This window comes from Leclercia sp. W6, from assembly GCF_003336345.1.
GTDB lineage: Bacteria > Pseudomonadota > Gammaproteobacteria > Enterobacterales > Enterobacteriaceae > Enterobacter.
The window spans coordinates 4,549,314-4,573,838 of sequence record NZ_CP031104.1; the positions used below are offsets into that span (position 1 = coordinate 4,549,314).

The window sequence follows — 24,525 nt, forward strand, 5'->3', positions numbered from 1 at the left end:
TCCGCATGGAGTAGGGGTTTATGGTAATGACTCCAACTTACTGATAGTGTTTTATGTTCAGATAATGCCCGATGACCTTGTCATGCAGCTCCACCGATTTTGAGAACGACAGTGACTTCCGTCCCAGCCTTGCCAGATGTTGTCTCAGATTCAGGTTATGTCGCTCAATGCGCTGAGTGTAACGCTTGCTGATAACGTGCAGCTTTCCCTTCAGGCGTGATTCGTACAGCGGCCAGCCATCCGTCATCCATACCACGACCTCAAAGGCCGACAGCAGGCTCAGAAGACGCTCCAGTGTGGCCAGAGTGCGTTCACCGAAGACGTGCGCCACAACCGTCCTCCGTATCCTGTCATACGCGTAAAACAGCCAGCGCTGACGTGATTTAGCACCGACGTAGCCCCACTGTTCGTCCATTTCAGCGCAGACAATCACATCACTGCCCGGTTGTATGCGCGAGGTTACCGACTGCGGCCTGAGTTTTTTAAGTGACGTAAAACCGTGTTGAGGCCAATGCCCATAATGCGTGCACTGGCGCGACATCCGACGCCATTCATGGCCATATCAATGATTTTCTGGTGCGTACCGGGCTGAGAGGCGGTGTAAGTGAACTGTAGTTGCCATGTTTTACGGCAATGAGAGCAGAGATAGCGCTGATGTCCGGCAGTGCTTTTGCCGTTACGCACCACGCCTTCAGTAGCGGAGCAGGAGGGACATCTGATGGAAATGGAAGCCACGCAAGCACCTTAAAATCACCATCATACACTAAATCAGTAAGTTGGCAGCATTACCGGGGTTTATTATTAAAATGTGCGCTGGATTAGATAAATAGACGGAGGGGGATTAATGATTCAGCCAAAATTATATGGTCTACTTTATTTGTTATTAAAAAGCCGTAATGTTTATTCGGTTTTAACGATATAAAAATGCGCCCGGAGGCGCATCAGACATTATTCTGCGAGGAACAGCTCAAGAAGAGAGTTCAGGAACAATTTCCCCTGCTGGGTGATTTGCCAGTACTGATCGCATTCGGTCAGGTAACCTTTGGCGATGGCTTCATTCAGTTGAGGGCGAATTACCGCTTCAGGCAAGCCGGTATACAACGTGAACTCCGCGCGCGGTGCGGCTTCCAGCAGGCGGAAGCGGTTCATAAAGAACTCAAACGGCTTATCGTCGGCTTCAACATCATGGCTGCGCTCCAGATAGCGTCCTTCCATATAGCCACGCGGATGGCGCGTTTTAGCCGTGCGCAGAATCCGTCCGTCCGGGAAGGTCACTTTGCCGTGGGCGCCACAGCCAATGCCCAGGTAGTCGCCAAAACGCCAGTAGTTCAGGTTGTGCTGACACTGGTAGCCAGGCTTCGCGTAGGCCGAGGTTTCGTACTGCTGATACCCGGCAGCGGTCAAAAGCCTGTGGCCCTGCTCGAAAATATCCCACAGCGCGTCATCATCAGGCAGCACCGGTGGGCGTGAACCAAACAGCGTGTTCGGCTCAATGGTCAGTTGATACCAGGAGAGGTGCGGCGGGTTCAGCTCAATGGCCTGACGCAGATCGTCCAGCGCTTCCTCCAGGGACTGATCCGGCAGGCCGTGCATCAGGTCGAGGTTAAAGCTGCGCAACCCCAGCCCGGTCGCCAGGTGAGCGGCGCGCTTTGCTTCATCCGGGCCATGAATACGTCCCAGACGCGTTAACTTTGACGCGCTAAAGCTCTGCACGCCAATGGAGATACGGTTCACCCCGGCGCGCTGATACTCCACAAAACGGTCGGCCTCAACGGTCCCCGGGTTGGCCTCCATGGTAATCTCTGCATCCGCTGCCAGATTAAGACGCGCACGCACGCCATCCAGCAGCGTCTGCATCGCCGGGCCTGAGAGCAGGCTCGGCGTACCGCCACCGATAAAAATGGTCTTTACTTCACGTTCCTGCGCGTAAGGTACGTCGGCGTCCAGATCGGCAAGCAGATGCTGAACGTAATCGTCATGGGGCACTTCGCCTTTTAGCGCATGCGAGTTGAAATCGCAGTACGGGCATTTCTGCACGCACCACGGGATGTGAATATAAAGACTCAATGGTGGCAAATTAGCCATTACGTAATGCTTCCAGTAACAGTTTCAGGGCGCGTCCACGATGGGAAATCGCGCTTTTTTCTTCGCGGGTCAGTTCCGCAGCGGTTTTGCCCTCGCTCGGGACAAAGAAAATCGGATCGTAGCCAAAGCCGCCATTGCCTGCCGCCTCGCGGGCGATCACGCCCGGCCAGCTGCCGTGGCAGACCAGCGGCGTTGGGTCTTCAGCGTGACGCATATAGACCAGCACGCAGTGGAACTGCGCTTTGCGCTGCTCATCCGGTACATCCTTGAGCGTTTCCAGCAGCTTTTCGAGGTTCTGCTGGTCGCTGGCGTCGACGCCGGAGTAGCGGGCGGAGTAAATTCCTGGCGCGCCGCCAAGGGCATCTACCGCCAGGCCAGAGTCATCGGCAATGGCCGGTAAGCCGGTGACCTGTGCAGCATGGCGCGCCTTCAGAATGGCGTTTTCAATAAAGGTCAGGCCGGTCTCTTCCGCAGAGTCCACCCCCAGCTCGGTCTGAGCGACCACATCCAGACCGAAATCATTTAACAGCGAGGCCAGCTCGCGCACTTTACCGGCGTTACCGGTAGCGAGAACAACTTTTTGCATCTGTTAATCCTGTTGTATCAGTGCCGCGACTTCCGTCGGGATTTGTTGCGGATTAAGAATTTTGACCTGCTTGTGACGGCCCAGTTCACCTTTCTCGATCAGCACCTGGCTTTTCGCAACGCGAAACTGCTTCGCCAGATACTTCACCAGATGGGCATTGGCTTGGCCATCCACAGGAGGGGCGGTGATGGCGACTTTTACTTCGTCGCCATGCAGCCCGATAATCGTGTCGCGGCTGGCTTTCGGCTGAATATACAGCCGTAAAACCAGCCCATCGGCGCAGGTGCTGACAGCACTCATAACGCCATCCACAGCCCCGGCAGCAACATATTGCCTGTGGACTGCAGCAGTTCAGCGATACCCATGTTGATCACGTACAGCAGCAGCACGAGGATCATCGGGGAGAAGTCAATTCCACCCATGGCTGGCAGCAGATTACGAATCGGGCGCAGCAGCGGGTCGGCAAGCTGAATCAGGGCATACTCCACCGGGCTACGGCCCTGGCTTACCCAGCTCATGATCGCCATCAGCAGCAGAACCCAGAAAATCAACAGGCCGATCGTTTTTATCAGGATCAACACCGCCGCGATCCAGATGATCGGCTGGAAGGTGATGACCATAAACAGCACGATCGCTTTCACCACGCACAGGATCAGCGCAACCAGCAGGGAGGCGCTGTCAATCGGGCCCATCGGCGGGATCACCCGGCGCAGCGGTCCGACAATCGGTTGGGTCACTTTCACGACAAACTGTGAGAAGGGATTGTAAAAATCACAACGGGCCCACTGCATCCAGACGCGTAACAAAAGCACCATCGTATACAGTTCAATGACCGTTGAGAGCAGGAAGGTCAACGTCTTCATGGCGTTCCTCAGGTTTCCTTATTATTGGGTGTAATCGCGCGCGCCGAAAATTGCTGTCCCGATGCGCACCATGGTGCTGCCAGCCGCAATCGCGGCGGCCATATCGTCCGTCATGCCCAGTGAAAGCGTGTCGACCGTTGGGTAGCGCGTTTTAAGCGCCTCAAATGCTACAGCCATTTGCCGGGCTACGGCAAACTGCCTGTCGTAATCTGTTTCAGGGGCCGGGATCGCCATTAACCCGCGCAGGCGAAGGCCGGGCAGAGCGGCAACCTGTTCCGCCAGATGCTCCAGTTCCTCAAGAGCAATACCTGACTTACTGTTTTCGTCGCTAATATTTATTTGAATCAGCACGTTAAGCGGCGGCATCTCGGCCGGGCGCTGCTCGCTCAGACGGGTGGCGATGCGCAGACGATCGACGGTATGACACCAGTCGAAATGCTCCGCCACCAGCCGGCTTTTGTTCGACTGTAGCGGTCCGATAAAGTGCCACTGCAGATCCGCGGTGCCCTTTTCCCGGAAATGGCGGATTTTTTCCACCCCTTCCTGCACGTAGTTTTCACCGAACATGCGCTGGCCTGCATCAATCGCTTCTGCGATGGCGCTCGCAGGCTTGGTTTTACTGACTGCAAGCAACGTAACTTCTTCTGAAGCACGGCCGCAACCTGTTGCCGCGGCTGAGATTTTGTCCCTGACCTGTGCCAGGTTATGCGCAATGTCGTTCATTTTCCGGGGATCATTAAATGGATATGGAAGAAATTGTGGCCCTTAGTGTAAAGCATAACGTCTCGGATCTACACCTGTGCAGTAACGCGCCACCTCGCTGGCGGCGGCGTGGGAAAATGGAATTTGCCCCCTTTCCGGGGCCGGAGGTCGCGATGCTGCTAAAAAGCTGGCTTAGCGACGAGCAGCAGGGGGCATGGTGCGCCCAAGGTCAGGTGGATTTTGCCGTTACGCTTGCGAGCAAGCAGCGGCTGCGGGCCAGCGCCTTTGCACATATGCAGGGGTGTTCCCTGGCGCTCCGCCTGCTTCCAGACGAGTGCCCGCAGTTGCATACACTGGGAGCGCCGCGGGCGATACCTGAACTGCTGGCAAATAATAACGGCCTGATACTGGTGACCGGGGCGACAGGCAGCGGTAAATCCACCACGCTTGCGGCGATGGTCGATTTTCTCAATCACCATAGCGACGGGCATATCCTGACGCTCGAAGATCCGGTGGAATTTATCCATCAGAGCAAGCGTTGCCTGATTCAGCAGCGGGAGATTGGCCTGCATTGCCTCTCCTTTTCCGACGCGCTGCGGGCAGCCTTACGTGAAGATCCCGATGTAATCCTGCTGGGCGAACTGCGTGACAGCGAGACGATTCGCCTTGCGCTTACCGCTGCAGAGACCGGGCATCTGGTGCTGGCGACGCTTCATACCCGGGGCGCCGCCCAGGCGGTGGAGAGGCTGGTGGATGCCTTTCCCGCACAGGAAAAAGAGCCGGTACGTAAACAGCTGGCAGGCAGCCTGCGGGCCGTGCTGGCGCAAAAACTCGAAAGGGATAACCAGCAGGGGCGTGTCGCGCTGTTCGAGCTGCTGGTTAATACCCCAGCGGCGGCCAATTTGATCCGTGAAGGCAAAACCTATCAACTGCCCGGCGTGATCCAGACCGGGCAGCAGGCTGGCATGCAAAACTTCGAGCAGAGCCTGGCTGAGCGCAGGGCGCAGGGGCGATTGTCATGAGCCTGCGCCAGCAGAGAATGCCTCTCATGGCCTTGTTTCCTGCGGTATGAGCGCTAAAATCGAGTTTCTGATTGCACTGATTGAAAGCGGCTATGTCATCACAACCGAACCAAAGTCTTATCGACGGCATTCGCTGTCTGCAATATCTGGTTTCCAGCGGCCGTGCTATCGGTTGCCGTGAACTCGCACGACTGATGGGGATCAACACCACCCGGGTGAACCGTTTGCTGATGACCATGGCCTCTATTGGCCTGACCATGCAGGACGAGCACCGCCGCTACCTGCCAGGCCCCGGCATTCATGCCCTGGCGGCGCAGTCCATCCGTGGCTCGGAGCTTTTCTCCCGCGCCTTGCCCCGGCTGGAGCGCCATGCGCCACGCGATATCGTGGTGGCTTTGGGGGTGCTGTGGGAGGATCAGGTCATTTATATCTGGCACGCCGTTCCCGGCAGCCAGGCCAGCCAGGCGCTGGCCGGATTCCATATGCTCCCCGCCTGGCAATCGGTGATTGGCATGTCGCTGCTGGCGAGCGAACCGGATGACGCGCTGATCCCCCGCTTTACGCCCGAGCAGTGGCAAAACCTCGCCCCGCATGTGGCCCAGCAGCGTGAGCAGGGACGTGTGATCTGGCATCACGACGACGGTGAAGTGTCGATGGCGGTACCCGTAGGGGCGCACCATGCCGCGCTGGCGTTTGCCGGTATGTGGAATATTGACGATGAGACCGTCCGCTCACGTCTTGATGAGCTGACCGCGCTCAACGCCACGCTGCTGGCGGACCAGGAATGAATTGCCCGGATTGCCGGGCAAAGGGAAGGGGATCAGTAACCCTGCTCGAAGTAACTTTCGAGAATAATCACCGCAGAAGCGGAATCGACGCTGCCTTTGTTGAGCGCGCGAAAACCGCCATGCTCGAACAGACCGGCGCGGGCTTCAACCGTGCTTAACCGCTCGTCATGCAGCTTAATCGCCACGCCAAAACGGCCATGAATTTTATTGGCAAAATTGCGCGCCCGGGCAGTTAGTGGCTGTTCTGTGCCATCCATATTCAGCGGTAAACCGACGATGACCTCGTCCGGCTGCCACTCTTTCAGCAGTCGTTCGATCAGGTTCCAGTCCGGGGTGCCGTTTTGCGCTTTCAGCGCCGTCAGCGGGCGGGCGGTGCCGGTGATGCGCTGGCCGATCGCCACGCCGATACTTTTGGTGCCGAAATCAAAGGCGAGAAGCGTGCCGCTCATCAGGCGTGCCCCGCGACGCCAGGCATGGTCTGGATATCAATGCCAATCAGTTTTGCCGCATCCCGCCAGCGATCGGCGATGGGGGTTTTAAACAGAATGTTCAGATCTGCCGGGGCCGTGAGCCAGGCATTATCCAGGATCTCCTGCTCAAGCTGGCCTTTTTCCCATGAGGCGTAACCGAGCGCCACAAGCACATCCGCCGGCTGGCTGGTGGTGCCCAGCGTCTCCAGCACGTCACGGGAGGTGGTCACAACGGTATTGTCAGAGATGCGGATGCTGGAGGAGAAACCGGGCGGCGTATGCAAAATAAAGCCGCGATCTTCTGCCAGCGGGCCACCCAGCATCACCGGTTTGTCGAGACGAATTTCAGGGATACGTTCGTCCTGGGAAATTTTCAGTTTTTCCAGAATGCCTTCAACAGTCAGATTTTCCAGCGGTTTATTGATGATAATCCCCATCGCACCCTCTTCGCTGTACTCGCAGATATACACGACGGAACGGCGGAAAATCGGATCCTGGAGAGCAGGCATGGCAATCAGAAAGTGATGCTGTAAATTCATTGTCAGAGGTTCAGTTTCCTGGTTTAAAAAGCGACAGCATCCAGTATGCGGACAAAACCCGACACTGTCACTATACACTTCACCCTTCACGCTGCCGGGGCAACGGCTGTGCCTTGATGCAGCATGAAGGGTTGTGTGTATAAATATTGGGACTGTTACTGCTTCAGCCGTTTTTCGATCGCATCCATCAGCATGCCGGTGATAGACACCGGGAACTCAGCTTCGATTTCACGAATACAGGTCGGGCTGGTCACGTTCACTTCTGTCAGGCGATCGCCAATGATGTCGAGGCCAACGAAGATCAGCCCTTTGGCTTTTAACAGCGGGCCCACGCGGCGGGCAATTTCCCAGTCGCTTTCGGTCAGCGGACGCGGCTCGCCACGGCCACCGGCCGCCAGGTTACCACGGGTTTCGCCACCCTGCGGAATACGCGCCAGGCAGTAAGGCACCGGTTCGCCATCCACTACCAGCACGCGCTTGTCGCCGTCGACAATCGCCGGAATATAGTTCTGCGCCATGCAGTAGCGGGTACCGTGCTCGGTCAGCGTTTCGGCGATCACCCCCAGGTTTGGGTCACCCTCTTTAACGCGGAAGATTGAGGCGCCGCCCATGCCGTCCAGCGGTTTCAGGATGATATCGCCATGTTTCTGCCAGAAGGCTTTCAGCTGCGCTTTGTTGCGCGTCACCAGCGTCTCTGGCGTCAGGTCGGAGAACCAGGCGGTGTAGAGCTTCTCGTTACAGTCGCGCAGGCTCTGCGGCTTGTTGACGATCAGGGTGCCTTTCTCTTCTGCGCGCTCCAGGATATAGGTGCAGTAGATGTACTCCGTGTCGAACGGCGGGTCTTTACGCATCAGGATCACGTCGAGTTCGGCAAGCGGCAGATCCTGCTCGGAACCAAACTCGTACCATTTATCGTAATTCTGCTCGACGTTGACGATGCGGGTGCGTGCACGCGCCTCGCCGTTAATCAGATACAGATCGCTCATCTCCATATAGTGGAGCTGATAGCCGCGACGTTGCGCTTCCAGCAGCATAGCGAAGCTGGAATCTTTCTTGATATTGATGCTTGCGATGGGGTCCATCACGATGCCGAGCTTGATCATTGTCTTCTCCGTTAATGCTTCAACCTAAATCGCCAAAACGCACCTGCAGGGCAGTGATGGCGGTTAGCGCGGTGGTCTCAGTACGCAGAACGCGGGGTCCCAACAGAATATCAGTAAACTGGTAGCGTGCGGTCATGGCGATCTCATCCGCCGACAGGCCGCCTTCCGGACCGATCAACAAGCGCACGCGCTCAACCGGCAGCGGCAGGGTGTTGATGCTGGCGCTGGCGCGGGGATGAAGGTTAAGCTTCAGACCCTGCTCCTCTTCCGCGCACCAGGCTTCAAGATCCATAGCCGGACGGATCTCCGGGACGCGGTTGCGGCCACACTGCTCACAGGCGGCAATGGCGATTTTTTGCCACTGCTGGAGCTTCTTATTCAGACGTTCAGCATCCAGTTTAACCCCGCAGCGCTCAGAAAAAAGTGGCGTAATGAGGCTTACACCCAGTTCGATCGATTTCTGGATGGTGAATTCCATTTTTTCGCCGCGCGACATCACCTGGCCTAAATGGATATGCAGCGGTGATTCACGATCGTCGATGTCGCCACGCAGGACGCTGACCTGCACGCTTTTTTTATCGGCGCGGATAATTTCGGCGTCAAAAACCTGATTTGAACCATCAAACAGTTGAATCGCCTGGCCTGCACCCATGCGCAGCACGCGGCCAACGTGGTTGGCGGCCTCTTCAGAGAGGGCGATTTCGCTGTCAGCGGCAATCGGTTCTGGGTGATAAATACGGGGAACACGCATAGTTAAGAAATCCATCAAGAGCTGAGTCCCCCTCATCCCACAGGGGAGAGGGGGACGCTAAGAAACAGTTGCCGCTAGTGTAGGTTAGCTCTTTTGCGCCTGGCAAGCGCGCTGGACGTAAGGGTTGTGATTCCCCTGTACTTTGGCGATGCGCTCGTCTCGTATGCACTCCCAGGCCGTGACCGGATAGAGTTTATCCCAGGCGTTGAAGAGCTGGGTCTGCTGGCGGGAGAGGTTGAGGTGATACCTGTCGCGCATGTAGAAGTAGATGCGGGCGATGCTGCCGCGGGCGCGGGCAGGCGGCTCGGCAAGTTTCTCCTTGAAATCGACCTTCATGGCGCACTGGCCATACTGGCCTTCGCCGCCGTTCCACTGGCTATACATAAAGTTGCCGCGATCGCCATTTACCTCGCCCACGGCGGGTTGCAGGTTATGCATATCGCTCTCTATCTGGCGATAGATTGGGTCTTTGGCGCAGTTTTTACGCCCGCCATCCTGCCAGCACTGACGCTGGTGGCCGAACTGCCAGGCCGGGACCACATGTTCCCATTCGATACGGCTGGCGCGGTTCTCATTTTTACGCACTTTGTAGCCGCAGGACTGTAGATCCACGACCCCTTTTTTGCCCTGCCAGTTAATTTTGCAGCCACAGTAAAAATCGCCCGGTACGTCAGCATTGACCTTTACGCCTGCGGCTTTTGCCTGAGAGAAACTGTGGATACCTTCGGCCAGCGCATGGCCTGAGAACGCCGTCGTCAGAAACGCGACCGCGAGAGAGAAATTACGGGACATCGTGAACTCCGTGTCAAAACGAGCCCGCAACGTAACGAAAGTTGTTCCTGTATGCAATCAGGTAGATCAGGAATGTTCCTGATTGTTCTGCCGCTTACTCAGCGATAAGGGATTCACCGCACTTTACGCAGCGGTAGGTCGCTTCTCCGCGCACCACCCGGTTATGGCGACGCACCGTAAGCTGGTGCTGCTGACAGGGGCAGCGATAGGGGAACGTATTGCGCCGAACGGAATCAAGCTCGAACTGGTGGGTTCGGCGAGCCGGTACGCCCAGCACGGCTTCCATCATCCATTTCCACTCTTTGCCGTGCGGCGCCACGCGGCCAAAGTGCTTCCATACCAGCAGATGCGCCAGTTCATGCGGCACCACCTCGTCAATAAACGCCTGCTGGTTTTCCAGCATTAACACGGGGTTAAGGCGGATCTCGTACGCGTCCAGCCAGGCGGTGCCTGCTGCGGTGCCGCGCTGCTGCCACACCAGCTTAGGTTCAGGGTAGTTCCGGTCGAGTTTCAGGTTGGCCTGGGCCAGTTTATCGCGCAGGCTGCGCATAGCGGCTTGCTGAAGCGCAATAGGGAGACGGGGTGTTTTCATAGGAGCAGAGCATAGAGCCTGCGGCGAGGCGGTGCAAGCGGCTTCCTCCGCAGGGGAGGAAGCCGGATGGATCAATCGTGGGAGCCAATTTCGCGCAGGGGGCGACCTTTCATCAGGTTGCGTTCGATATGTTCCAGCGAAACATGTTTCGTTTCAGGAACCAGCCACAGCGTCAGCACGATAAACAGCAGGTTCAGACCGCCGTACACCCAGAAGGTGTTGGCATTACCCAGCGTATCGAGCATGGTCAGGAAGGTTGCGCCGACAATCATGTTGGCGATCCAGTTGGTGGCGGTGGAGCAAGTAATACCGAAGTCGCGGCCTTTCAGGGGCTGGATCTCAGAACAGAGTACCCAGATCAGCGGGCCCGCGCTCATCGCAAAACCGACGATAAACATCAGCAGCATCCCGACGGCTACGTACTGCATCGCGGTGGAGTCAATACCCACATGCAGCATCGTACCCAGCACGCCCATACCCGCCGCCATGACCAGGAAGCCCAGCGTCAGCGTCGGTTTACGACCCCAGCGATCCACCAGACCGATGGCGATAAAGGTCGCCAGCACGTTGGTCAGGCCGACAATAACGGTGCCCCACATCTGCTGAGTGGTGTTGCTGTAACCTGCCAACTCAAAGATTTTTGGTGCGTAATACATAATGACGTTCATCCCGGTGAACTGCTGCATGATCTGCAGCAGCACGCCAAGGAACACCGCCCGACGGAAGTTGCTGTTCTCTTTAAACAAAGCCCAGCCGCTCTGTTTTACCTGCAGGCTTTCGCGGATCTCTTCCAGCTCACGCTTCGCTTCCGCGCTGGTATCGCGCAGGCGCAGCAGGACGCGCTCCGCATCGTTAAAGCGCCGTTTGGCCGCAAACCAGCGTGGGCTGTCAGGCAGGAAGAAGACACCAATCAGCAGCAGCACCGCCGGGATAATGATCACACCCAGCATCCAGCGCCATGCGCCACTGTAGCTGAAGGCGGTGTCAGAAAGATAGGCGCCGAGAATACCGATAGTAATCATCAGCTGATACATGGAGATCATGCTGCCGCGGATTTTCTCCGGTGCAATCTCAGACAGATACAGCGGCGCGGTATAAGAGGCCACACCCACCGCCAGGCCCAGCAGCACACGTGAAGCAATCAGCACTTCCACGTTAGGCGCCGCGGCAGAGAAGAGCGAACCGGCGACAAACAGAATCGCGCCAATCATCAGGCTCTTTTTACGCCCGAGTTTGAAGGAGAGCCAGCCGCTGCCGACTGCACCGACTGCCGCACCAAACATCATCGAGCTGACCACCCACTCCTGGGTATGGGAATCGATCTGGAATTCGTCAGTAATGAACGGCAGGGCGCCGGCAATCACGCCGATATCGAGGCCGAAAAGTAAACCTGCCAGTGCTGCGAGGAAGCAGACGAAGAATGTCATCGTCTTGTTGGACGTCCGTCCCTGTTTTTTATTATCAGGCATGAAGCCTCCAGTTGGTTTTTTGTTTTATGAATGTAAAGTTTTGAATGGGATGCTGTAAAAGTATGTGAGAGGGGCGGGACAGACAAAGAGAGTATTCCGAAAGGGCTGCGTTTTTATCGCGATGTAAGCGATTTCAGGCGGGGCATTCAGGGGCATAAAAAACAAAAAGCCAGCACGAGGCTGGCTTTTTCAGTAAGCGGTCAGTCGATTATTTCAGACCGGCAGCTTCACGCAGCAGGGCGGCTTTGTCGGTTTTTTCCCACGGGAAATGTTCGCGACCAAAGTGACCGTAAGCAGCGGTTTCTTTGTAGATTGGGTGCAGCAGATCCAGCATCTGAATCAGACCGTATGGACGCAGGTCGAAGAACTCGCGCACCAGCAAGGTCAGCTGCTCAGATGGCACTTTTTCGGTACCAAAGGTTTCAACCATGATGGAGGTCGGTTCCGCCACGCCGATGGCGTAGGAGACCTGGATCTCACAGCGGTCAGCCAGACCAGCAGCCACGATGTTCTTGGCAACATAACGTGCTGCGTAGGCTGCGGAACGGTCAACTTTAGACGGATCCTTACCGGAGAATGCGCCGCCACCGTGACGCGCCATGCCGCCGTAGGTATCAACGATGATCTTACGTCCGGTCAGGCCGCAGTCGCCCATTGGTCCACCGATAACAAAGCGGCCCGTTGGGTTGATGAAGTATTTTGTTGAGGCATTCAGCCACTCGGTCGGCAGAACCGGCTTGATGATCTCTTCCATCACCGCTTCCTGCAGGGATTTCTGCTCGATATCTTCAGCGTGCTGAGTAGAGAGAACCACCGCGTCGATACCGACAATTTTGCCGTCGTCGTACTGGAAGGTGACCTGGCTTTTCGCATCCGGACGCAGCCACGGCAGGGTACCGTTTTTACGCACTTCAGCCTGACGCTGCACCAGACGGTGCGCATAGGTGATTGGCGCTGGCATCAGCACGTCGGTTTCGTTGGTAGCGTAGCCAAACATCAGGCCCTGGTCGCCCGCACCCTGTTCCAGCGGATCGGCACGGTCAACGCCCTGGTTGATGTCAGGGGACTGTTTGCCAATGGCGCTCAGTACGGCGCAAGAGTTGGCATCAAAGCCCATATCAGAATGTACATAGCCGATTTCACGTACGGTGTTACGGGTGATCTCTTCGATATCAACCCATGCACTGGTCGTGATTTCACCGCCCACCATCACCATGCCGGTTTTGACATAGGTTTCACACGCTACGCGCGCCTTTGGATCCTGCTCGAGGATCGCATCCAGCACGGCATCGGAGATTTGGTCAGCAATTTTATCAGGATGTCCTTCTGATACAGACTCGGACGTAAACAGGTGTTTTGCCATGTTTTATTTTACCTAAGGAGAATTTGTTTAGCTCAAACTGTCGTGTGGGATAGCCGTGGCAGGTTTTTCCACCAGGACTTGCAGATGGTGACACTGGCAGTCTGAGTGTTAATCGGTATGGATGGATTAACATCTGGACGGCTATTTTAGGTCACTTCTTCGCCCGATTTCCAGCTTTTTTTGAAGGTATCCACACGCCCCTGAAAACCCTGCTGGAAATTTTTGCTGACGGTGCGTCATTGCCCGCATTTATATTTTGCATTTTCCGTGTCTTGTCGGTATAAAACGCGGCGCGCGGCTCATACAAAAAAGCACACGACGTTTCTTCGTGTCGCCACTTCCAGCCGGGTAAAGCAGTGAACTTTTAGCTTTAACTTGTCGCGAGTTTTATCAGGCTTGCGTGGAGGTGATACGAGATAATGAACCGTCGTTTTCCGCTAATTCAGTTCTGCCTTTCAGGCCGGAACGTGTTCCCCGCCATTCGCATTTCTAATCTGCAAACCTGCCGATGTTATACCCATCTCGGCGCTTCTCAGGATTCCCGGGCAGGCACTACGCTTTGTGAAGACTGAACAAGGGCGCTCTTGTTAATACAAGAGTTTTCTCGTGGTTTCGCCGGACCTTGTCATACAGAGTTCGGATACGTGTTTTACAATGATATGAATAAGAAACCGGTCGCACGGCCCGGCTTTCAGCATTCTGTGCTGGAAAACCGGTCGGATAATGGGTTGTTATCGCAGATTGACGCTGCGATAGTAGTCAACTGTTTTACACTTAATAGTAAGAGTTGAGGTTCGCTATGTCTGACGACATGTCTTCGTTTTCGCCTTCGTCAGCGGGCGAACAGGGTGTACTACGTTCTATGCAGGAGGTTGCGATGAGCTCCCAGGAAGCCAGCAAGATGCTGCGCACATACAATATTGCGTGGTGGGGTAACAACTACTACGACGTCAACGAGCTGGGCCACATCAGCGTTTGCCCGGATCCTGACGTACCGGAAGCGCGCGTCGATCTCGCCAAACTGGTAAAAGCACGCGAAGCGCAGGGCCAGCGTCTGCCCGCTCTGTTCTGCTTCCCGCAGATCCTGCAACACCGTCTGCGCTCCATTAACGCCGCCTTTAAGCGCGCGCGTGAATCCTACGGCTATAACGGCGACTACTTCCTGGTCTATCCGATCAAGGTAAACCAGCATCGTCGCGTTATTGAATCCCTGATCCACTCCGGCGAACCGCTGGGTCTGGAAGCCGGTTCCAAAGCAGAGCTGATGGCGGTGCTGGCCCATGCTGGCATGACCCGCTCGGTGATCGTCTGTAACGGTTATAAAGACCGTGAATACATTCGTCTGGCGCTGATCGGTGAGAAGATGGGCCACAAGGTCTATCTGGTCATCGAGAAGATGTCTGAGATTAACATTGTGCTGGAAGAGGCCGAGCGTCTGAACGTAGTGCCGCGCCTGGGCGTACGTGCGCGTCTGGCCTCTCAGGGCTCCGGCAAGTGGCAGTCCTCCGGCGGTGAGAAATCCAAATTCGGCCTCGCGGCGAACCAGGTTCTGCAGCTGGTGGAAATCATGCGCGAGCGTGGTCGTCTGGACAGCATCCAACTGCTGCACTTCCACCTCGGCTCCCAGATGGCCAACATCCGCGATATCGCCACCGGCGTGCGCGAGTCGGCCCGTTTCTACGTCGAGCTGCATAAGCTGGGCGTGAATATCCAGTGCTTCGACGTGGGCGGCGGCCTGGGCGTGGACTACGAGGGTACTCGCTCCAAGTCTGACTGCTCCGTGAACTACGGTCTGAACGAATACGCGAACAACATCATCTGGGCTATCGGCGATGCCTGCGAAGAGCACGGCCTGCCACACCCGACGGTGATCACCGAGTCCGGGCGTGCGGTGACCGCGCACCATACGGTGCTGGTCTCCAACATTATCGGCGTTGAGCGCAACGAATACACCGAAGCCACACCGCCTGCTGACGACGCGCCACGCGCCCTGCAGAGCATGTGGGAAACCTGGCAGGAGATGCACGAACCGGGCACCCGCCGTTCCCTGCGCGAGTGGCTGCACGACAGCCAGATGGACCTGCACGATATTCATATCGGCTATTCATCCGGTACATACAGCCTGCAGGAGCGCGCCTGGGCAGAGCAGCTCTATCTGAACATGTGCCATGAAGTGCAGAAGCAGCTCGACCCGAGCAACCGTGCGCACCGTCCGATCATCGACGAGCTGCAGGAGCGTATGGCGGACAAAATGTACGTCAACTTCTCGCTGTTCCAGTCGATGCCGGACGCGTGGGGTATCGATCAGCTGTTCCCGGTCCTGCCGCTGGAAGGGCTGAACCAGGTGCCTGAGCGCCGCGCGGTGCTGCTGGATATCACCTGTGACTCCGACGGCGCGATCGATCACTACATTGACGGTGACGGTATCGCCACCACCATGCCAATGCCGGAGTACGATCCGGAGAATCCACCTATGCTGGGCTTCTTTATGGTCGGGGCCTATCAGGAGATCCTGGGCAACATGCACAACCTGTTCGGGGACACCGAAGCGGTTGACGTGTTTGTCTTCCCTGACGGCAATGTGGAAGTGGAGCTCTCTGACGAGGGCGACACCGTGGCGGACATGCTGCAGTACGTGCAGCTCGATCCGAACAAACTGCTGACCCAGTTCCGCGATCAGGTGAAAAAGACCGACCTGGACGATACGTTGCAGAGACAGTTCCTGGAAGAGTTTGAAGCCGGTCTGTACGGTTACACCTATCTGGAAGACGAGTAATGACAGTGCCCGGCGACGTTTGCGTCGCCGGGCTTTTCCTGCCCCAGCCAGTCGATGGCGATCACAAAATCCTGCCGCTCAAATGTGAGTTAGATCACCTGAAATTTCCCCTGGTCGTGATCGGTCTCACTTTTTCTACCGCTGATTGCGCTAACCGCTCTTTTCCTTTTGCCTGACGGATTTACTTCCCGCCCCTGTGCCACCATGCTTTCACTATCGCTTAGTCGTGAGCCAGGCTTGCTATCAACGCCGCGATGCGTGGCGGATTGAGCAGTGTGGCAAAGGAGGAGGGATGTTGTGAGCCGTGCTGAAGCAGCCACGTTTCAAGCTCGCGATTCTGATGCGTAAAGTGCGCCAGCGCCGCGGTGAATTCCGCCCTGACATCCGCTTGCTCGCCATATTTGCGCAGCCACAGTTTCAGCGTCAGCGCCCGGGTGAACGCGCTGTAGATATGGCTATATTTCACCGCCCGGGTTACCCCGGAAAGGAGTATATGCCGGGCTTCGTCGGTGAGCATGCTATCAGGCAGGAGATTAGATGCCCGGCTGTACATATAGTCGGCCAGGAAGCGGCTGCGCTGGTCCTCAAGCTCGATAAGCTGACGCTGCTGGTGGCCCAGCTCCGGATCGTCGCTCGGCATCAGCGGTTGAAAAGACTGGGTCCAGCTGGCGCCGCGGGTATCAAGATGAAGCAGATGCAGGGTCTGGTCTAAATCTTCCGGGGGGCGGCTGTGTGATTGCAGCACCCGCCCCAGTAGGGTAGGCGTTTTACAGCTCCATTCGTGGCTGGCGACGAGAATATCGCTGATGGCGTTAAGGGTTGGCAAGGTGAGAGGAGCGCGGGCGCGTTGCTGTAGCCAGGGAGCGATCAGTTGACGGGGGGCAACCTCTGGCTCGTGGATCAGCCGGGAGAGGCCGGACAAATTAAGCTCGTTAACGGAATCTTCCAGCGTCAGGTCGGGCAGCCACTCCCAGTCGACGCGTACGGTGATGGCCTCTGGCGTACTGTCGAGCTGATTAAGCCAGCTAAGGCGCTGCTGGATCTCGTCAAGCAGATAACAGGGCAGCAGCGTCCAGCCATATTCCAGCCCCCAGAGATCCAGCTCCAGCCATTTCTGGTTGTGGCGAATGTTGAGCAGATTGGGATTACCGGCAAAGCCGGGACGGTAATCGAGTTCGGTTGCTTTAACCGAGGCGCGAACGTCGCCGGGCAGGGCCTCCAGCGCTTCCCGCAGCATATGCCGGGGCCAGGTTTTGTCCTGGTAATCGCGTAAAATAAGCTGGCGTCCCAGTTGCCGGATGCCCTTATATAACGCCTTTAATGCGCTAATCCAGTTTTCGGTGCTGACGTCAGGCGTGGATAACGACAGGCGCAGACCGCGAACGGTGGGCAACGCAGCGAGAATGTGCGGAATGACGTTCTGAAAAAAAGCGTGAATAAAGTGGGATTCGTTATTTTCAGAAAGAAAAAACTCCGGGAATTTTGACTTTAATTCCTGGCTATTAGGGGTGGCTTCTCCCTGTAACCAAAGCTGCAAATTATGACGTTGAACATAGTCGCCCACTTTGCGTAAATAAATAATGGCATTTTCCTGGGCGATGGTGAGATTAATTAAATCGGTGCCTTTACAATGCGGTGAAGGCGGAGCCAGACGCGCTAATAATGACTGCTGGTGAATAATAATGCCCTGAAAACCATAGCCTGTGGCCAGTCGTACCGCTTTTTCAATAAAAGCCCAGCGCCATATTTCAGGTGAATTAAATTCCATTAACAGGTAAGGCGTCGTTGTATTCATTAAACGCATTCCGCAGCGATAAAAAACGCATGCTAGATGCGATCCCCGCAAAGATCAAACGCCGCTGCTGGCGTAAGAAAAAAAGTGTGAGCCTGCTCGAATGCGCTAAAAACGTGTGTCATCTGCAGGCCAGATTGTTATGCCCTGACAGGAGGAGTTCCCATGGCGAAAGGTATGAAGGTACAATTACATTTTGAACATTATATCGATGAGGATACCGGCGCTAAAGTTACCCGCTTCACGCCTGTTGATGTTATTTGTCATCGTAATTACTTTTACCAGAAATGTTTTATTGATGGTGGCAGGAAATTAATTTTTGCCGGTGAGTTCGATGTTAACCGCAACTATTATTTGCTGGATCTGGCGACGGGTGTAGCAACGCAATTAACGGAAGGCGCGGGCGATAATACCTTTGGCGGCTTTTTATCACCGGATGAAACTTCGCTCTATTATGTCAAAAGCGAACGCAATTTAATGCGGGTAAATCTGTCGACGCTGCAGGAAGAGATCGTTTATCAAGTGCCGGAAGAGTGGGTGGGATATGGCACCTGGGTGGCGAACAGCGCCTGCAATAAGCTTGTCGGCGTGGAGATCCATCGCGACAGCTGGCGGCCAATTAGCGACTGGACCGTCTTCCAGACCTTCTGGGCCGAGCAGCCGCGCTGTCGGGTTATCCGCATCGATCTGCATACAGGGGAGAGAACTACGCTGCTGGAGGAGAATCAGTGGCTGGGGCATCCGATTTATCGACCCTTTGATGACAACACCGTGGCCTTCTGCCACGAGGGGCCTTTGGATCGGGTCGATGCCCGTATGTGGCTGATGGACGAAGATGGCAGCAATATTCGTAAAGCCAGACAGCCCGCTCCCGGCGAAAGCTATACCCATGAATTCTGGGTGCCGGATGGCTCGGCGTTGATGTACGTCACCTATGTGAAAAACAGCCCTGTGCGCTATTTATGCCGTATTGATGGCCAGAGCGGCCAGGACGAACGCCTGATGGCGATGCCCCCCTGTTCCCACGTCATGAGTAACGAAGATGGCTCCCTTGCCGTAGGCGACGGTTCCGGCGTGCCCATTGATATCGCCGATAACTCCGGCTATGGCGATACCAGCGATCCCTACCTGTGGTTATTTGATTTGCGGAAAAAGCAAGCCTACAAAATCGCCCGTCACAGCTCCTCCTGGCAGGTGCTGGACGGCGATCGCCAGGTGACGCATCCGCACCCCTCGTTTACGCCCGACGAAAAAGCGGTGCTGTTCAGCACGGATAAAGACGGTAAACCGGCGCTCTATCTGGCCGAGATCCCGCCTGAGGTTTTGCAAAACATTAAGGCTTAATAAGGAGCAAACGATGAAGAAACGTAACGCTTGCCTGAGCGCCTCATTATTGCTTGCCTGCTCCTGCCTCGCGGCGGCGCAGGCGGCGGAAATCCGTATCTCCTGGTGGGGAGGTAACAGCCGCCATCAGGCGACCTTAAACGCCATTAAGCTATTTGAGCAAAAATACCCTGATATCAAGGTGAAGGCCGAATACGCCGGTTGGGAGGGATACCTCTCGCGCCTGACCGTACAGATTGCGGGCGGCAACGAGCCGGATGTCATTCAGACCAACTGGAACTGGCTGCCTATCTTTTCCCGGGACGGCAACGGCTTTTATGATCTCTACAGCCAGAAAGCGGTGCTCGACCTCGGGCAATATGACCCTCAGTCCCTGAGCACCACCACGGTCAACGGCAAGCTGAACGGCATTCCGGTGGCGGTGACGGCACGCAGCTTCTACTACAACAAGAAATTATGGCAGGAGATGGGCGTCAGCTATCCGCAGAGCTGGCCGGAGCTGATGGCGGCCGGGAAAGCGTTTCAGGCAAAAGACAAAGAGAAATATCCGCTGGTACTCGACTATATGGAGTCGTTGACGCTGGTACAGTCCTGGATGGTGCAGAAATACGCGATTCCGGCGATTAATGAGAAAACGGGCAAGTTCAACTATACCCCGCAGCAGTGGGTGGAGTTCTTCCAGCTGTATAAAGATCTTGTCGACAGCCACGTCTTCCCTTCCATGCGGGTACTCTCCTCTTACGGCAAAAGTAATACCTGGGAGATGAAGCCCTGGATCCAGGGAAAATGGGGCGGCATCTATATGTGGAACACCAATGCCGTGATGTATGAAAACAACCTGACCGCGCCCTATAACAAGCTGGAGCTGGGGCCGTTCTTTATGCTGCCGGGGGCGAAAGATGCCGGATTATTCTTCAAGCCGACAATGATGTTCAGCGTGGGGAAATCGACGAAGCACCCACAAGAGGCGGCGAAGCTGATCGATTTTTTAATGAACGATCCGCAGGGCGTCAAAGCGATGGGGCTGGAGCGCGGCACGCCGCTGAGTAAAAAGGCCGCGCAGCAGCTGGAAGCAGAGGGAGTGATTCAAAAGGACAATATTACCGTGGCTGGGATCAACGCCTCTCTGGCACTGCCCCATAACATCCCCACCTCGCCCTATTTCGATAACCCGCAGTTTGTCGAGCTTTGGCACAATACCATTGAAAATATCGACCAGGGCACCCTTACGGTAGAGCAGGCGGCGAAAAGCTTCTCCCGTAATGCCGAACGCATCCTGGGCAGAGCAATGCGCTAACCCGACGATACCGGTTCACAGATGATGGGGAAGGATATGATTACCTTTAGCGCAACGCTAACCTGCCGTTATGAAACGCTTTTTTCGCCTTTTACCCCGCAGGACTTTGAACAGGGACTGGCGTGGCTGGCGCAAAGCGGCTTCGACGCCGCCGAACTGTGCATCAATGATTATGAAGGCATGGAGGTCTCATGGCTGAAAAAGCGGCTGGATGACTACCGGCTGGGGTGTACCACTATTGCCACGGGCCAGGCCCGCAAGCGCGATGGCCTCTCTTTACTTTCCAGCGACAGGGCGGTGGTTTTGCGTACTCAACGGCGCCTGGCGGAACATATTGACGCCGCCGCGCAGCTGTCGAGCCATGTCACCATAGGCTCATTGCGCGCAACGGACAGGGTGCTGAGTAAAACCGAGTATATGCATGCGCTGGCGGAGGCGATGGCGCCGTGCGTGGAGCAGGCGAAGCGGTGCGGCGTGACGCTGGTCCTTGAAGCCCTCAATCGCTATGAAATCGCGCATCTGCACAGCGCGGCGGATATGATGGCGTTTATGAGCTTCTGCGACGCACCGGAAAATGTCGGCGTGTTATGGGATATTTTCCATGCCAATATTGAGGATCGCGATTTCACCGACGCGATAGCCTTGCTGGGCTCCCGGCTGCGACATGTGCATTTTGCCGACTCTAACCGGGCATTTCCGGGGTATGGCCATTTGCCGATTGACGACATTTATCTGGCGCTAAAAGCGGCCAACTATCAGGGTGCGGTTTCGCTGGAGTGTCTGTGCCAGCCGTCAACGGCAACGCTGATTGAAGAGGCCGGTCCGCTGATCGATCGGTTGCGTCGCTTATAAGGGGTGAAGTGGGGGATCATTTTTCCTGACTTGAACCTGCGCAGATTAACGGCGATAATTCTTTTTATTGCCTTTTTCCAATCTAACCCTTCCTCGTCGGGCTAACGACGCGGGAGGGTTTTTTTATAGCGACGAATATGAGGTTTTTGCCATGAGCACCTTAGGTCACCAGTACGACAACTCGTTAGTTTCCAATGCCTTTGGTTTTCTACGCCTTCCGATGAACTTCCAGCCTTACGACAGCGATGCGGACTGGGTGATCACCGGCGTACCATTTGATATGGCGACGTCCGGTCGTGCCGGTGGCCGTCATGGCCCGGCGGCCATTCGTCAGGTTTCCACCAACCTCGCCTGGGAGCATAACCGCTTCCCGTGGAACTTCGACATGCGCGAGCGCCTGAACGTCGTGGACTGCGGTGACCTGGTATATGCCTTCGGTGACGCACGTGAAATGAGTGAAAAACTGCAGGCGCACGCAGAAAAACTGCTGGCTGCCGGCAAGCGCATGCTCTCCTTCGGTGGTGACCACTTCGTGACGCTGCCACTGCTGCGCGCCCACGCGAAGCACTTCGGTAAGATGGCGCTGGTGCATTTCGATGCGCATACCGACACCTACGCGAACGGCTGTGAATTTGACCACGGCACCATGTTCTTCACCGCGCCGAAGGAAGGTCTGATCGATCCGAACCACTCCGTGCAGATCGGCATCCGTACCGAATTCGACAAAGACAACGGCTTCACCGTGCTGGACGCCTGCCAGGTGAACGATCGCGGCGTGGATGACATCATCGCCCAGGTTAAGCAGATCGTCGGTGATATGCCGGTCTACCTGACCTTCGACATCGACTGCCTGGATCCAGCCTTTGCCCCAGGCACCGGCACCCCGGTAATTGGCGGCCTGACCTCAGACCGCGCCATCAAACTGGTGCGCGGCCTGAAGGATCTGAACATCGTCGGTATGGACGTCGTTGAAGTGGCCCCTGCCTATGACCAGTCCGAGATCACTGCGCTGGCCGCAGCGACCCTGGCGCTGGAGATGCTCTACATCCAGGCGGCGAAAAAAGGCGAGTAAGCCTTAGGCACTGATTGCTGCTGCGCGACGCATGCGCAGCAGCAACATTCCCCCGGCCAGCAGGGTGATAACCTGCGACACCACCAGCACCGAAAAACCGGAGCTGACCGACCCGACCGATTTCATCACCATCCCCATCAGCAGCGGAATAAACGCCGCGCAGATATTGCCAATCCCATTAATGATCCCGTAGGCACTGCCCACCGCTTCCCGCGCGGCGTGATGCTGGATCACGGCAGGAATGGCGGCCCCCTGAAGCCCCCAGAAGATATTGGCGGAAAGCATAAACAGCGCCAGCCATACCGGCTGATGGCTGAGCATCAGGGCGACCACTGACAACGCGGTCAACGCGCCGCCCACAACAAAGAGTACCGGAGCCTGGTCCGGGCGCATTTTATCGAGCAGTACACCACCCAGGAACTTTGAACCCAGGCTCAGCAGGAAGGGGATCGCCGCAAGCCAGCCCGTCGCGTGAAGGGAGAAATGGTGTTCATCCCGCAACCACGCGGGCAGCCAGGCACTGCTTCCCCAGAGGTAGCTCAGGGTGGCGATTTCAACCAGTAAAATCCAGCCCAGCAGCGGCGTTTGCCAGGCGAGAGTAAAGGTTTCGACAAATCCCGATTTTTTCTTCTGCACCGCACCGCGCGGTGCGGGCAGGAAGCGCCAGATTAACCCGCCACCCAGCAGCAGATTGATTGCCGCCAGCGCATAGAACGAACCCGCCCAGCCCAGATGTGCTATCAGCCAGGTGACGAGCGGAAAGCCCACCGCCAGCCCGAGCGAGACGCCCAGCGCAGTGACGGCGTTGGGTTTGCCTATCTCTTCTGCGCTGAAGTTATCGCTGATAAAGCGCGTTTTCAGGGAAAAGAGCGGACCTTCGGCAATGCCCAGCACCAGGCGGGCGATAAGCATCCCCATTAGCGAGCCCAGCAATGGCGAAACAGCGCAGACCAGAGCCCAGATCGCAATGCTGCTTAACAACCCCTGCCGATAATGAAGTTTGCTTTCAATAACAGCAGTTAATAATAAAGCGGAAAACCCATAACCCAGCAGAAAGCAGGTCATTAACATTCCCTGTAACATTCTGTTTTCATTCAACCGAAAATGCTCGGCAAATTCTGGGTTTAAAATCATCACCGAGATATTCACCCGGTCCACGTAGGAAATAATAATGAGTAATAACAATGCAATTGTGCCTTGCCATCTTGCCGTCATAATGCCTGCCTTATACATGCGTGTAATTTTATTTTTATTTGCGTGATTGTCACGGAGCTAAAATGGTTAACCTGTGAAACTCATTGTTTATACAGAATAAAATTTAAGGCTGTTTCACAGGTGAAACACTGAGCTTTTCAGTTGTTTTATTTTTAGGTAACAAAAGTAAAAGAAGTCAATATTTATTTATTTAAATTTAACCTCATCGGTAAATCGTATTCATTCACGCCGTAATAATGAAAATTTCATATCGCTGCATTTTTTCGTGATCCTTTGCACACTTAGTTAATTAATTACCTTTCGGTTAACAAATTCGTCACATTAGCGCTTGACGAAACATTCATCGCTTTTATATTGACCGTATTAAATAAGAAACAGAGTTTCATATATGAAACAAAAGCCTGGAGGATCGCGATGAGCTGGATAGGCGTATGTGACGCAGAACAAGTACAGGAAGATTTCCCTTTTAGCGGCAACGTCGAAGGCAAAGAGATCGGCGTTTATTTGATTGACGGTGAATATTACGCGCTGGAAGACGTATGCCCGCACGCGTATGCCTTGCTGAGCCAGGGCTTCGTGGAAGATGGCAAAGTGGAGTGCCCGCTGCATGAGGCGGTGTTTGACGTCAAAACCGGCCAGTGTCTGCATGGCCCCGGTGGTCGCAACCTCAACCGCTACCCGGTTCGGGTCATTGAAAATCAAATCCAGATTACCTTCGTCGAGGAGACCGTGGCATGAGCGACACCCTGAATTTCAACCCGGCACTGCCCGAAAGCCGCCAGTTTACCCCGCCAGCCGAGGGCGGTAACGGCGCCATTCATAAGCCGGGCGAATATCAGAATCTGATCTGGCAGACCCGCAGCCGCGAGCCGGAAAGCTGGGAAGTGAAGCTGATTGCGACGCTGGAAGATCTCTTCGAACAGGGCATTGAAACCTTACCGGAGCTGGTGAAGGGGCTGAACGCGGTGCGGATGCACGATCAGCAGGGCGAGCCGTGGAGCGACGCCAGCTTCCAGGCATTCTTACAGGTTAACGGCTACTGAGGACAACGC

At 55.7% G+C, this 24,525-nt stretch carries 26 protein-coding genes; 10 read left to right on the forward strand and 16 right to left on the reverse strand.

Features of this window, described 5'->3' with window-relative positions:
- Positions 1 to 37 precede the first annotated feature (37 nt).
- From DVA43_RS22400 to DVA43_RS22425, 6 genes are all read right to left on the reverse strand, one after another.
- Positions 38 to 735, reverse strand: a protein-coding gene (locus DVA43_RS22400) for an IS1 family transposase (RefSeq protein ID WP_225321516.1) whose coding sequence is annotated in 2 segments (ribosomal slippage) — positions 38 to 486 and positions 486 to 735 — 699 coding nt in all. Because the reading frame shifts where the segments join, the coding sequence is not laid out codon by codon here.
- 213 nt (positions 736 to 948) lie between these two features.
- Positions 949 to 2,085, reverse strand: a complete 1,137-nt coding sequence (hemW, locus tag DVA43_RS22405; RefSeq protein WP_114316818.1) for a radical SAM family heme chaperone HemW — start codon at positions 2,083 to 2,085, stop codon at positions 949 to 951.
- Positions 2,078 to 2,671, reverse strand: a complete 594-nt coding sequence (locus tag DVA43_RS22410; RefSeq protein ID WP_103176930.1) for an XTP/dITP diphosphatase — start codon at positions 2,669 to 2,671, stop codon at positions 2,078 to 2,080. The genes hemW and DVA43_RS22410 overlap by 8 nt, the downstream gene beginning before the upstream one ends.
- A 3-nt stretch (positions 2,672 to 2,674) precedes the next feature.
- Positions 2,675 to 2,971 (reverse strand): DUF167 family protein YggU, encoded by a 297-nt coding sequence (gene yggU, locus DVA43_RS22415; RefSeq protein ID WP_103822821.1) that lies wholly within the window; start codon positions 2,969 to 2,971, stop codon positions 2,675 to 2,677.
- Entirely contained in the window at positions 2,968 to 3,534 is a 567-nt protein-coding gene (locus tag DVA43_RS22420; protein WP_103822820.1) for a YggT family protein, read from the reverse strand. The genes yggU and DVA43_RS22420 overlap by 4 nt, the downstream gene beginning before the upstream one ends.
- Positions 3,535 to 3,555: 21 nt before the next feature.
- Positions 3,556 to 4,257 (reverse strand): YggS family pyridoxal phosphate-dependent enzyme, encoded by a 702-nt coding sequence (locus DVA43_RS22425; RefSeq protein WP_114316819.1) that lies wholly within the window; start codon positions 4,255 to 4,257, stop codon positions 3,556 to 3,558.
- A gap of 17 nt (positions 4,258 to 4,274) precedes the next feature.
- Here DVA43_RS22425 and DVA43_RS22430 point away from each other — a divergent pair, with 17 nt between their 5' ends.
- Both DVA43_RS22430 and DVA43_RS22435 read left to right on the forward strand, forming a co-directional pair.
- Complete coding sequence (locus tag DVA43_RS22430) at positions 4,275 to 5,258, forward strand: type IV pilus twitching motility protein PilT (RefSeq protein WP_114316820.1); 984 nt, start codon at positions 4,275 to 4,277, stop codon at positions 5,256 to 5,258.
- A 92-nt stretch (positions 5,259 to 5,350) separates the two neighbouring features.
- Positions 5,351 to 6,046 carry an IclR family transcriptional regulator gene (locus DVA43_RS22435; protein WP_114316821.1) on the forward strand — a complete coding sequence of 232 codons (696 nt, stop codon included), beginning with the start codon at positions 5,351 to 5,353 and terminating at the stop codon, positions 6,044 to 6,046.
- 32 nt (positions 6,047 to 6,078) lie between these two features.
- Here the strand turns inward: DVA43_RS22435 and ruvX are convergent, their stop codons facing one another.
- The 8 genes from ruvX to metK all read right to left on the reverse strand — a co-directional run bounded on the left by ruvX (position 6,079) and on the right by metK (position 13,125).
- A complete protein-coding gene (ruvX, locus tag DVA43_RS22440; protein WP_103822816.1) occupies positions 6,079 to 6,495 on the reverse strand; it encodes a Holliday junction resolvase RuvX in 417 nt (138 codons plus the stop codon).
- On the reverse strand, positions 6,495 to 7,055 hold the full coding sequence (locus DVA43_RS22445) for a YqgE/AlgH family protein (protein ID WP_114316822.1): 561 nt from the start codon (positions 7,053 to 7,055) through the stop codon (positions 6,495 to 6,497). Before DVA43_RS22445 ends, ruvX begins: the two co-directional genes overlap by 1 nt.
- A 155-nt stretch (positions 7,056 to 7,210) precedes the next feature.
- Positions 7,211 to 8,158, reverse strand: coding sequence for a glutathione synthase (gene gshB / locus DVA43_RS22450; RefSeq protein WP_114316823.1), 948 nt, complete (start codon positions 8,156 to 8,158; stop codon positions 7,211 to 7,213).
- Positions 8,159 to 8,177: 19 nt separating this feature from the next.
- Positions 8,178 to 8,909 carry a 16S rRNA (uracil(1498)-N(3))-methyltransferase gene (gene rsmE, locus DVA43_RS22455; RefSeq protein WP_114316824.1) on the reverse strand — a complete coding sequence of 244 codons (732 nt, stop codon included), beginning with the start codon at positions 8,907 to 8,909 and terminating at the stop codon, positions 8,178 to 8,180.
- 84 nt (positions 8,910 to 8,993) lie between these two features.
- The gene (gene endA, locus DVA43_RS22460; RefSeq protein WP_103176920.1) at positions 8,994 to 9,701 is read right to left on the reverse strand and encodes a deoxyribonuclease I; all 708 of its coding nucleotides are present in this window, start codon (positions 9,699 to 9,701) and stop codon (positions 8,994 to 8,996) included.
- A 94-nt stretch (positions 9,702 to 9,795) separates the two neighbouring features.
- Positions 9,796 to 10,293: a SprT family zinc-dependent metalloprotease gene (locus DVA43_RS22465; protein WP_114316825.1), complete on the reverse strand. Its 498-nt coding sequence runs from the start codon at positions 10,291 to 10,293 to the stop codon at positions 9,796 to 9,798.
- A gap of 71 nt (positions 10,294 to 10,364) precedes the next feature.
- The gene (locus tag DVA43_RS22470) at positions 10,365 to 11,762 is read right to left on the reverse strand and encodes a sugar porter family MFS transporter (RefSeq protein WP_103176918.1); all 1,398 of its coding nucleotides are present in this window, start codon (positions 11,760 to 11,762) and stop codon (positions 10,365 to 10,367) included.
- Between the two features lie 208 nt (positions 11,763 to 11,970).
- On the reverse strand, positions 11,971 to 13,125 hold the full coding sequence (gene metK, locus DVA43_RS22475) for a methionine adenosyltransferase (protein ID WP_103822810.1): 1,155 nt from the start codon (positions 13,123 to 13,125) through the stop codon (positions 11,971 to 11,973).
- Positions 13,126 to 13,784: 659 nt separating this feature from the next.
- On the opposite strand from metK, the gene yqgB reads away from it, so the two are divergent.
- Positions 13,785 to 13,916 carry an acid stress response protein YqgB gene (gene yqgB / locus DVA43_RS22490; protein WP_139156299.1) on the forward strand — a complete coding sequence of 44 codons (132 nt, stop codon included), beginning with the start codon at positions 13,785 to 13,787 and terminating at the stop codon, positions 13,914 to 13,916.
- A gap of 8 nt (positions 13,917 to 13,924) precedes the next feature.
- A complete protein-coding gene (gene speA / locus DVA43_RS22495) occupies positions 13,925 to 15,901 on the forward strand; it encodes a biosynthetic arginine decarboxylase (RefSeq protein WP_114316826.1) in 1,977 nt (658 codons plus the stop codon).
- A 220-nt stretch (positions 15,902 to 16,121) separates the two neighbouring features.
- On the opposite strand, the gene DVA43_RS22500 is transcribed toward speA, so the two are convergent.
- The gene (locus tag DVA43_RS22500; protein ID WP_114316827.1) at positions 16,122 to 17,696 is read right to left on the reverse strand and encodes a hypothetical protein; all 1,575 of its coding nucleotides are present in this window, start codon (positions 17,694 to 17,696) and stop codon (positions 16,122 to 16,124) included.
- Between the two features lie 162 nt (positions 17,697 to 17,858).
- Between DVA43_RS22500 and DVA43_RS22505 the strand changes: the two genes are divergently transcribed.
- The 4 genes from DVA43_RS22505 (at position 17,859) to speB (ending at position 22,258) form a co-directional block, all read left to right on the forward strand.
- Positions 17,859 to 19,037 (forward strand): oligogalacturonate lyase family protein, encoded by a 1,179-nt coding sequence (locus tag DVA43_RS22505; RefSeq protein ID WP_114316828.1) that lies wholly within the window; start codon positions 17,859 to 17,861, stop codon positions 19,035 to 19,037.
- 13 nt (positions 19,038 to 19,050) lie between these two features.
- On the forward strand, positions 19,051 to 20,334 hold the full coding sequence (locus DVA43_RS22510) for an ABC transporter substrate-binding protein (RefSeq protein WP_103176912.1): 1,284 nt from the start codon (positions 19,051 to 19,053) through the stop codon (positions 20,332 to 20,334).
- Between the two features lie 36 nt (positions 20,335 to 20,370).
- Complete coding sequence (locus tag DVA43_RS22515; protein ID WP_168194676.1) at positions 20,371 to 21,186, forward strand: sugar phosphate isomerase/epimerase; 816 nt, start codon at positions 20,371 to 20,373, stop codon at positions 21,184 to 21,186.
- Positions 21,187 to 21,337: 151 nt separating this feature from the next.
- Positions 21,338 to 22,258, forward strand: a complete 921-nt coding sequence (gene speB / locus DVA43_RS22520; protein ID WP_058608614.1) for an agmatinase — start codon at positions 21,338 to 21,340, stop codon at positions 22,256 to 22,258.
- Positions 22,259 to 22,261: 3 nt separating this feature from the next.
- Here speB and DVA43_RS22525 read toward each other — a convergent pair whose 3' ends face one another.
- Positions 22,262 to 23,473 carry an MFS transporter gene (locus DVA43_RS22525; RefSeq protein ID WP_114316830.1) on the reverse strand — a complete coding sequence of 404 codons (1,212 nt, stop codon included), beginning with the start codon at positions 23,471 to 23,473 and terminating at the stop codon, positions 22,262 to 22,264.
- A gap of 414 nt (positions 23,474 to 23,887) precedes the next feature.
- On the opposite strand from DVA43_RS22525, the gene DVA43_RS22530 reads away from it, so the two are divergent.
- The gene (locus DVA43_RS22530; RefSeq protein WP_114316831.1) at positions 23,888 to 24,211 is read left to right on the forward strand and encodes a non-heme iron oxygenase ferredoxin subunit; all 324 of its coding nucleotides are present in this window, start codon (positions 23,888 to 23,890) and stop codon (positions 24,209 to 24,211) included.
- Positions 24,208 to 24,516 carry a recombinase-like helix-turn-helix domain-containing protein gene (locus tag DVA43_RS22535; protein WP_103822804.1) on the forward strand — a complete coding sequence of 103 codons (309 nt, stop codon included), beginning with the start codon at positions 24,208 to 24,210 and terminating at the stop codon, positions 24,514 to 24,516. Before DVA43_RS22530 ends, DVA43_RS22535 begins: the two co-directional genes overlap by 4 nt.
- Positions 24,517 to 24,525 lie beyond the last annotated feature (9 nt).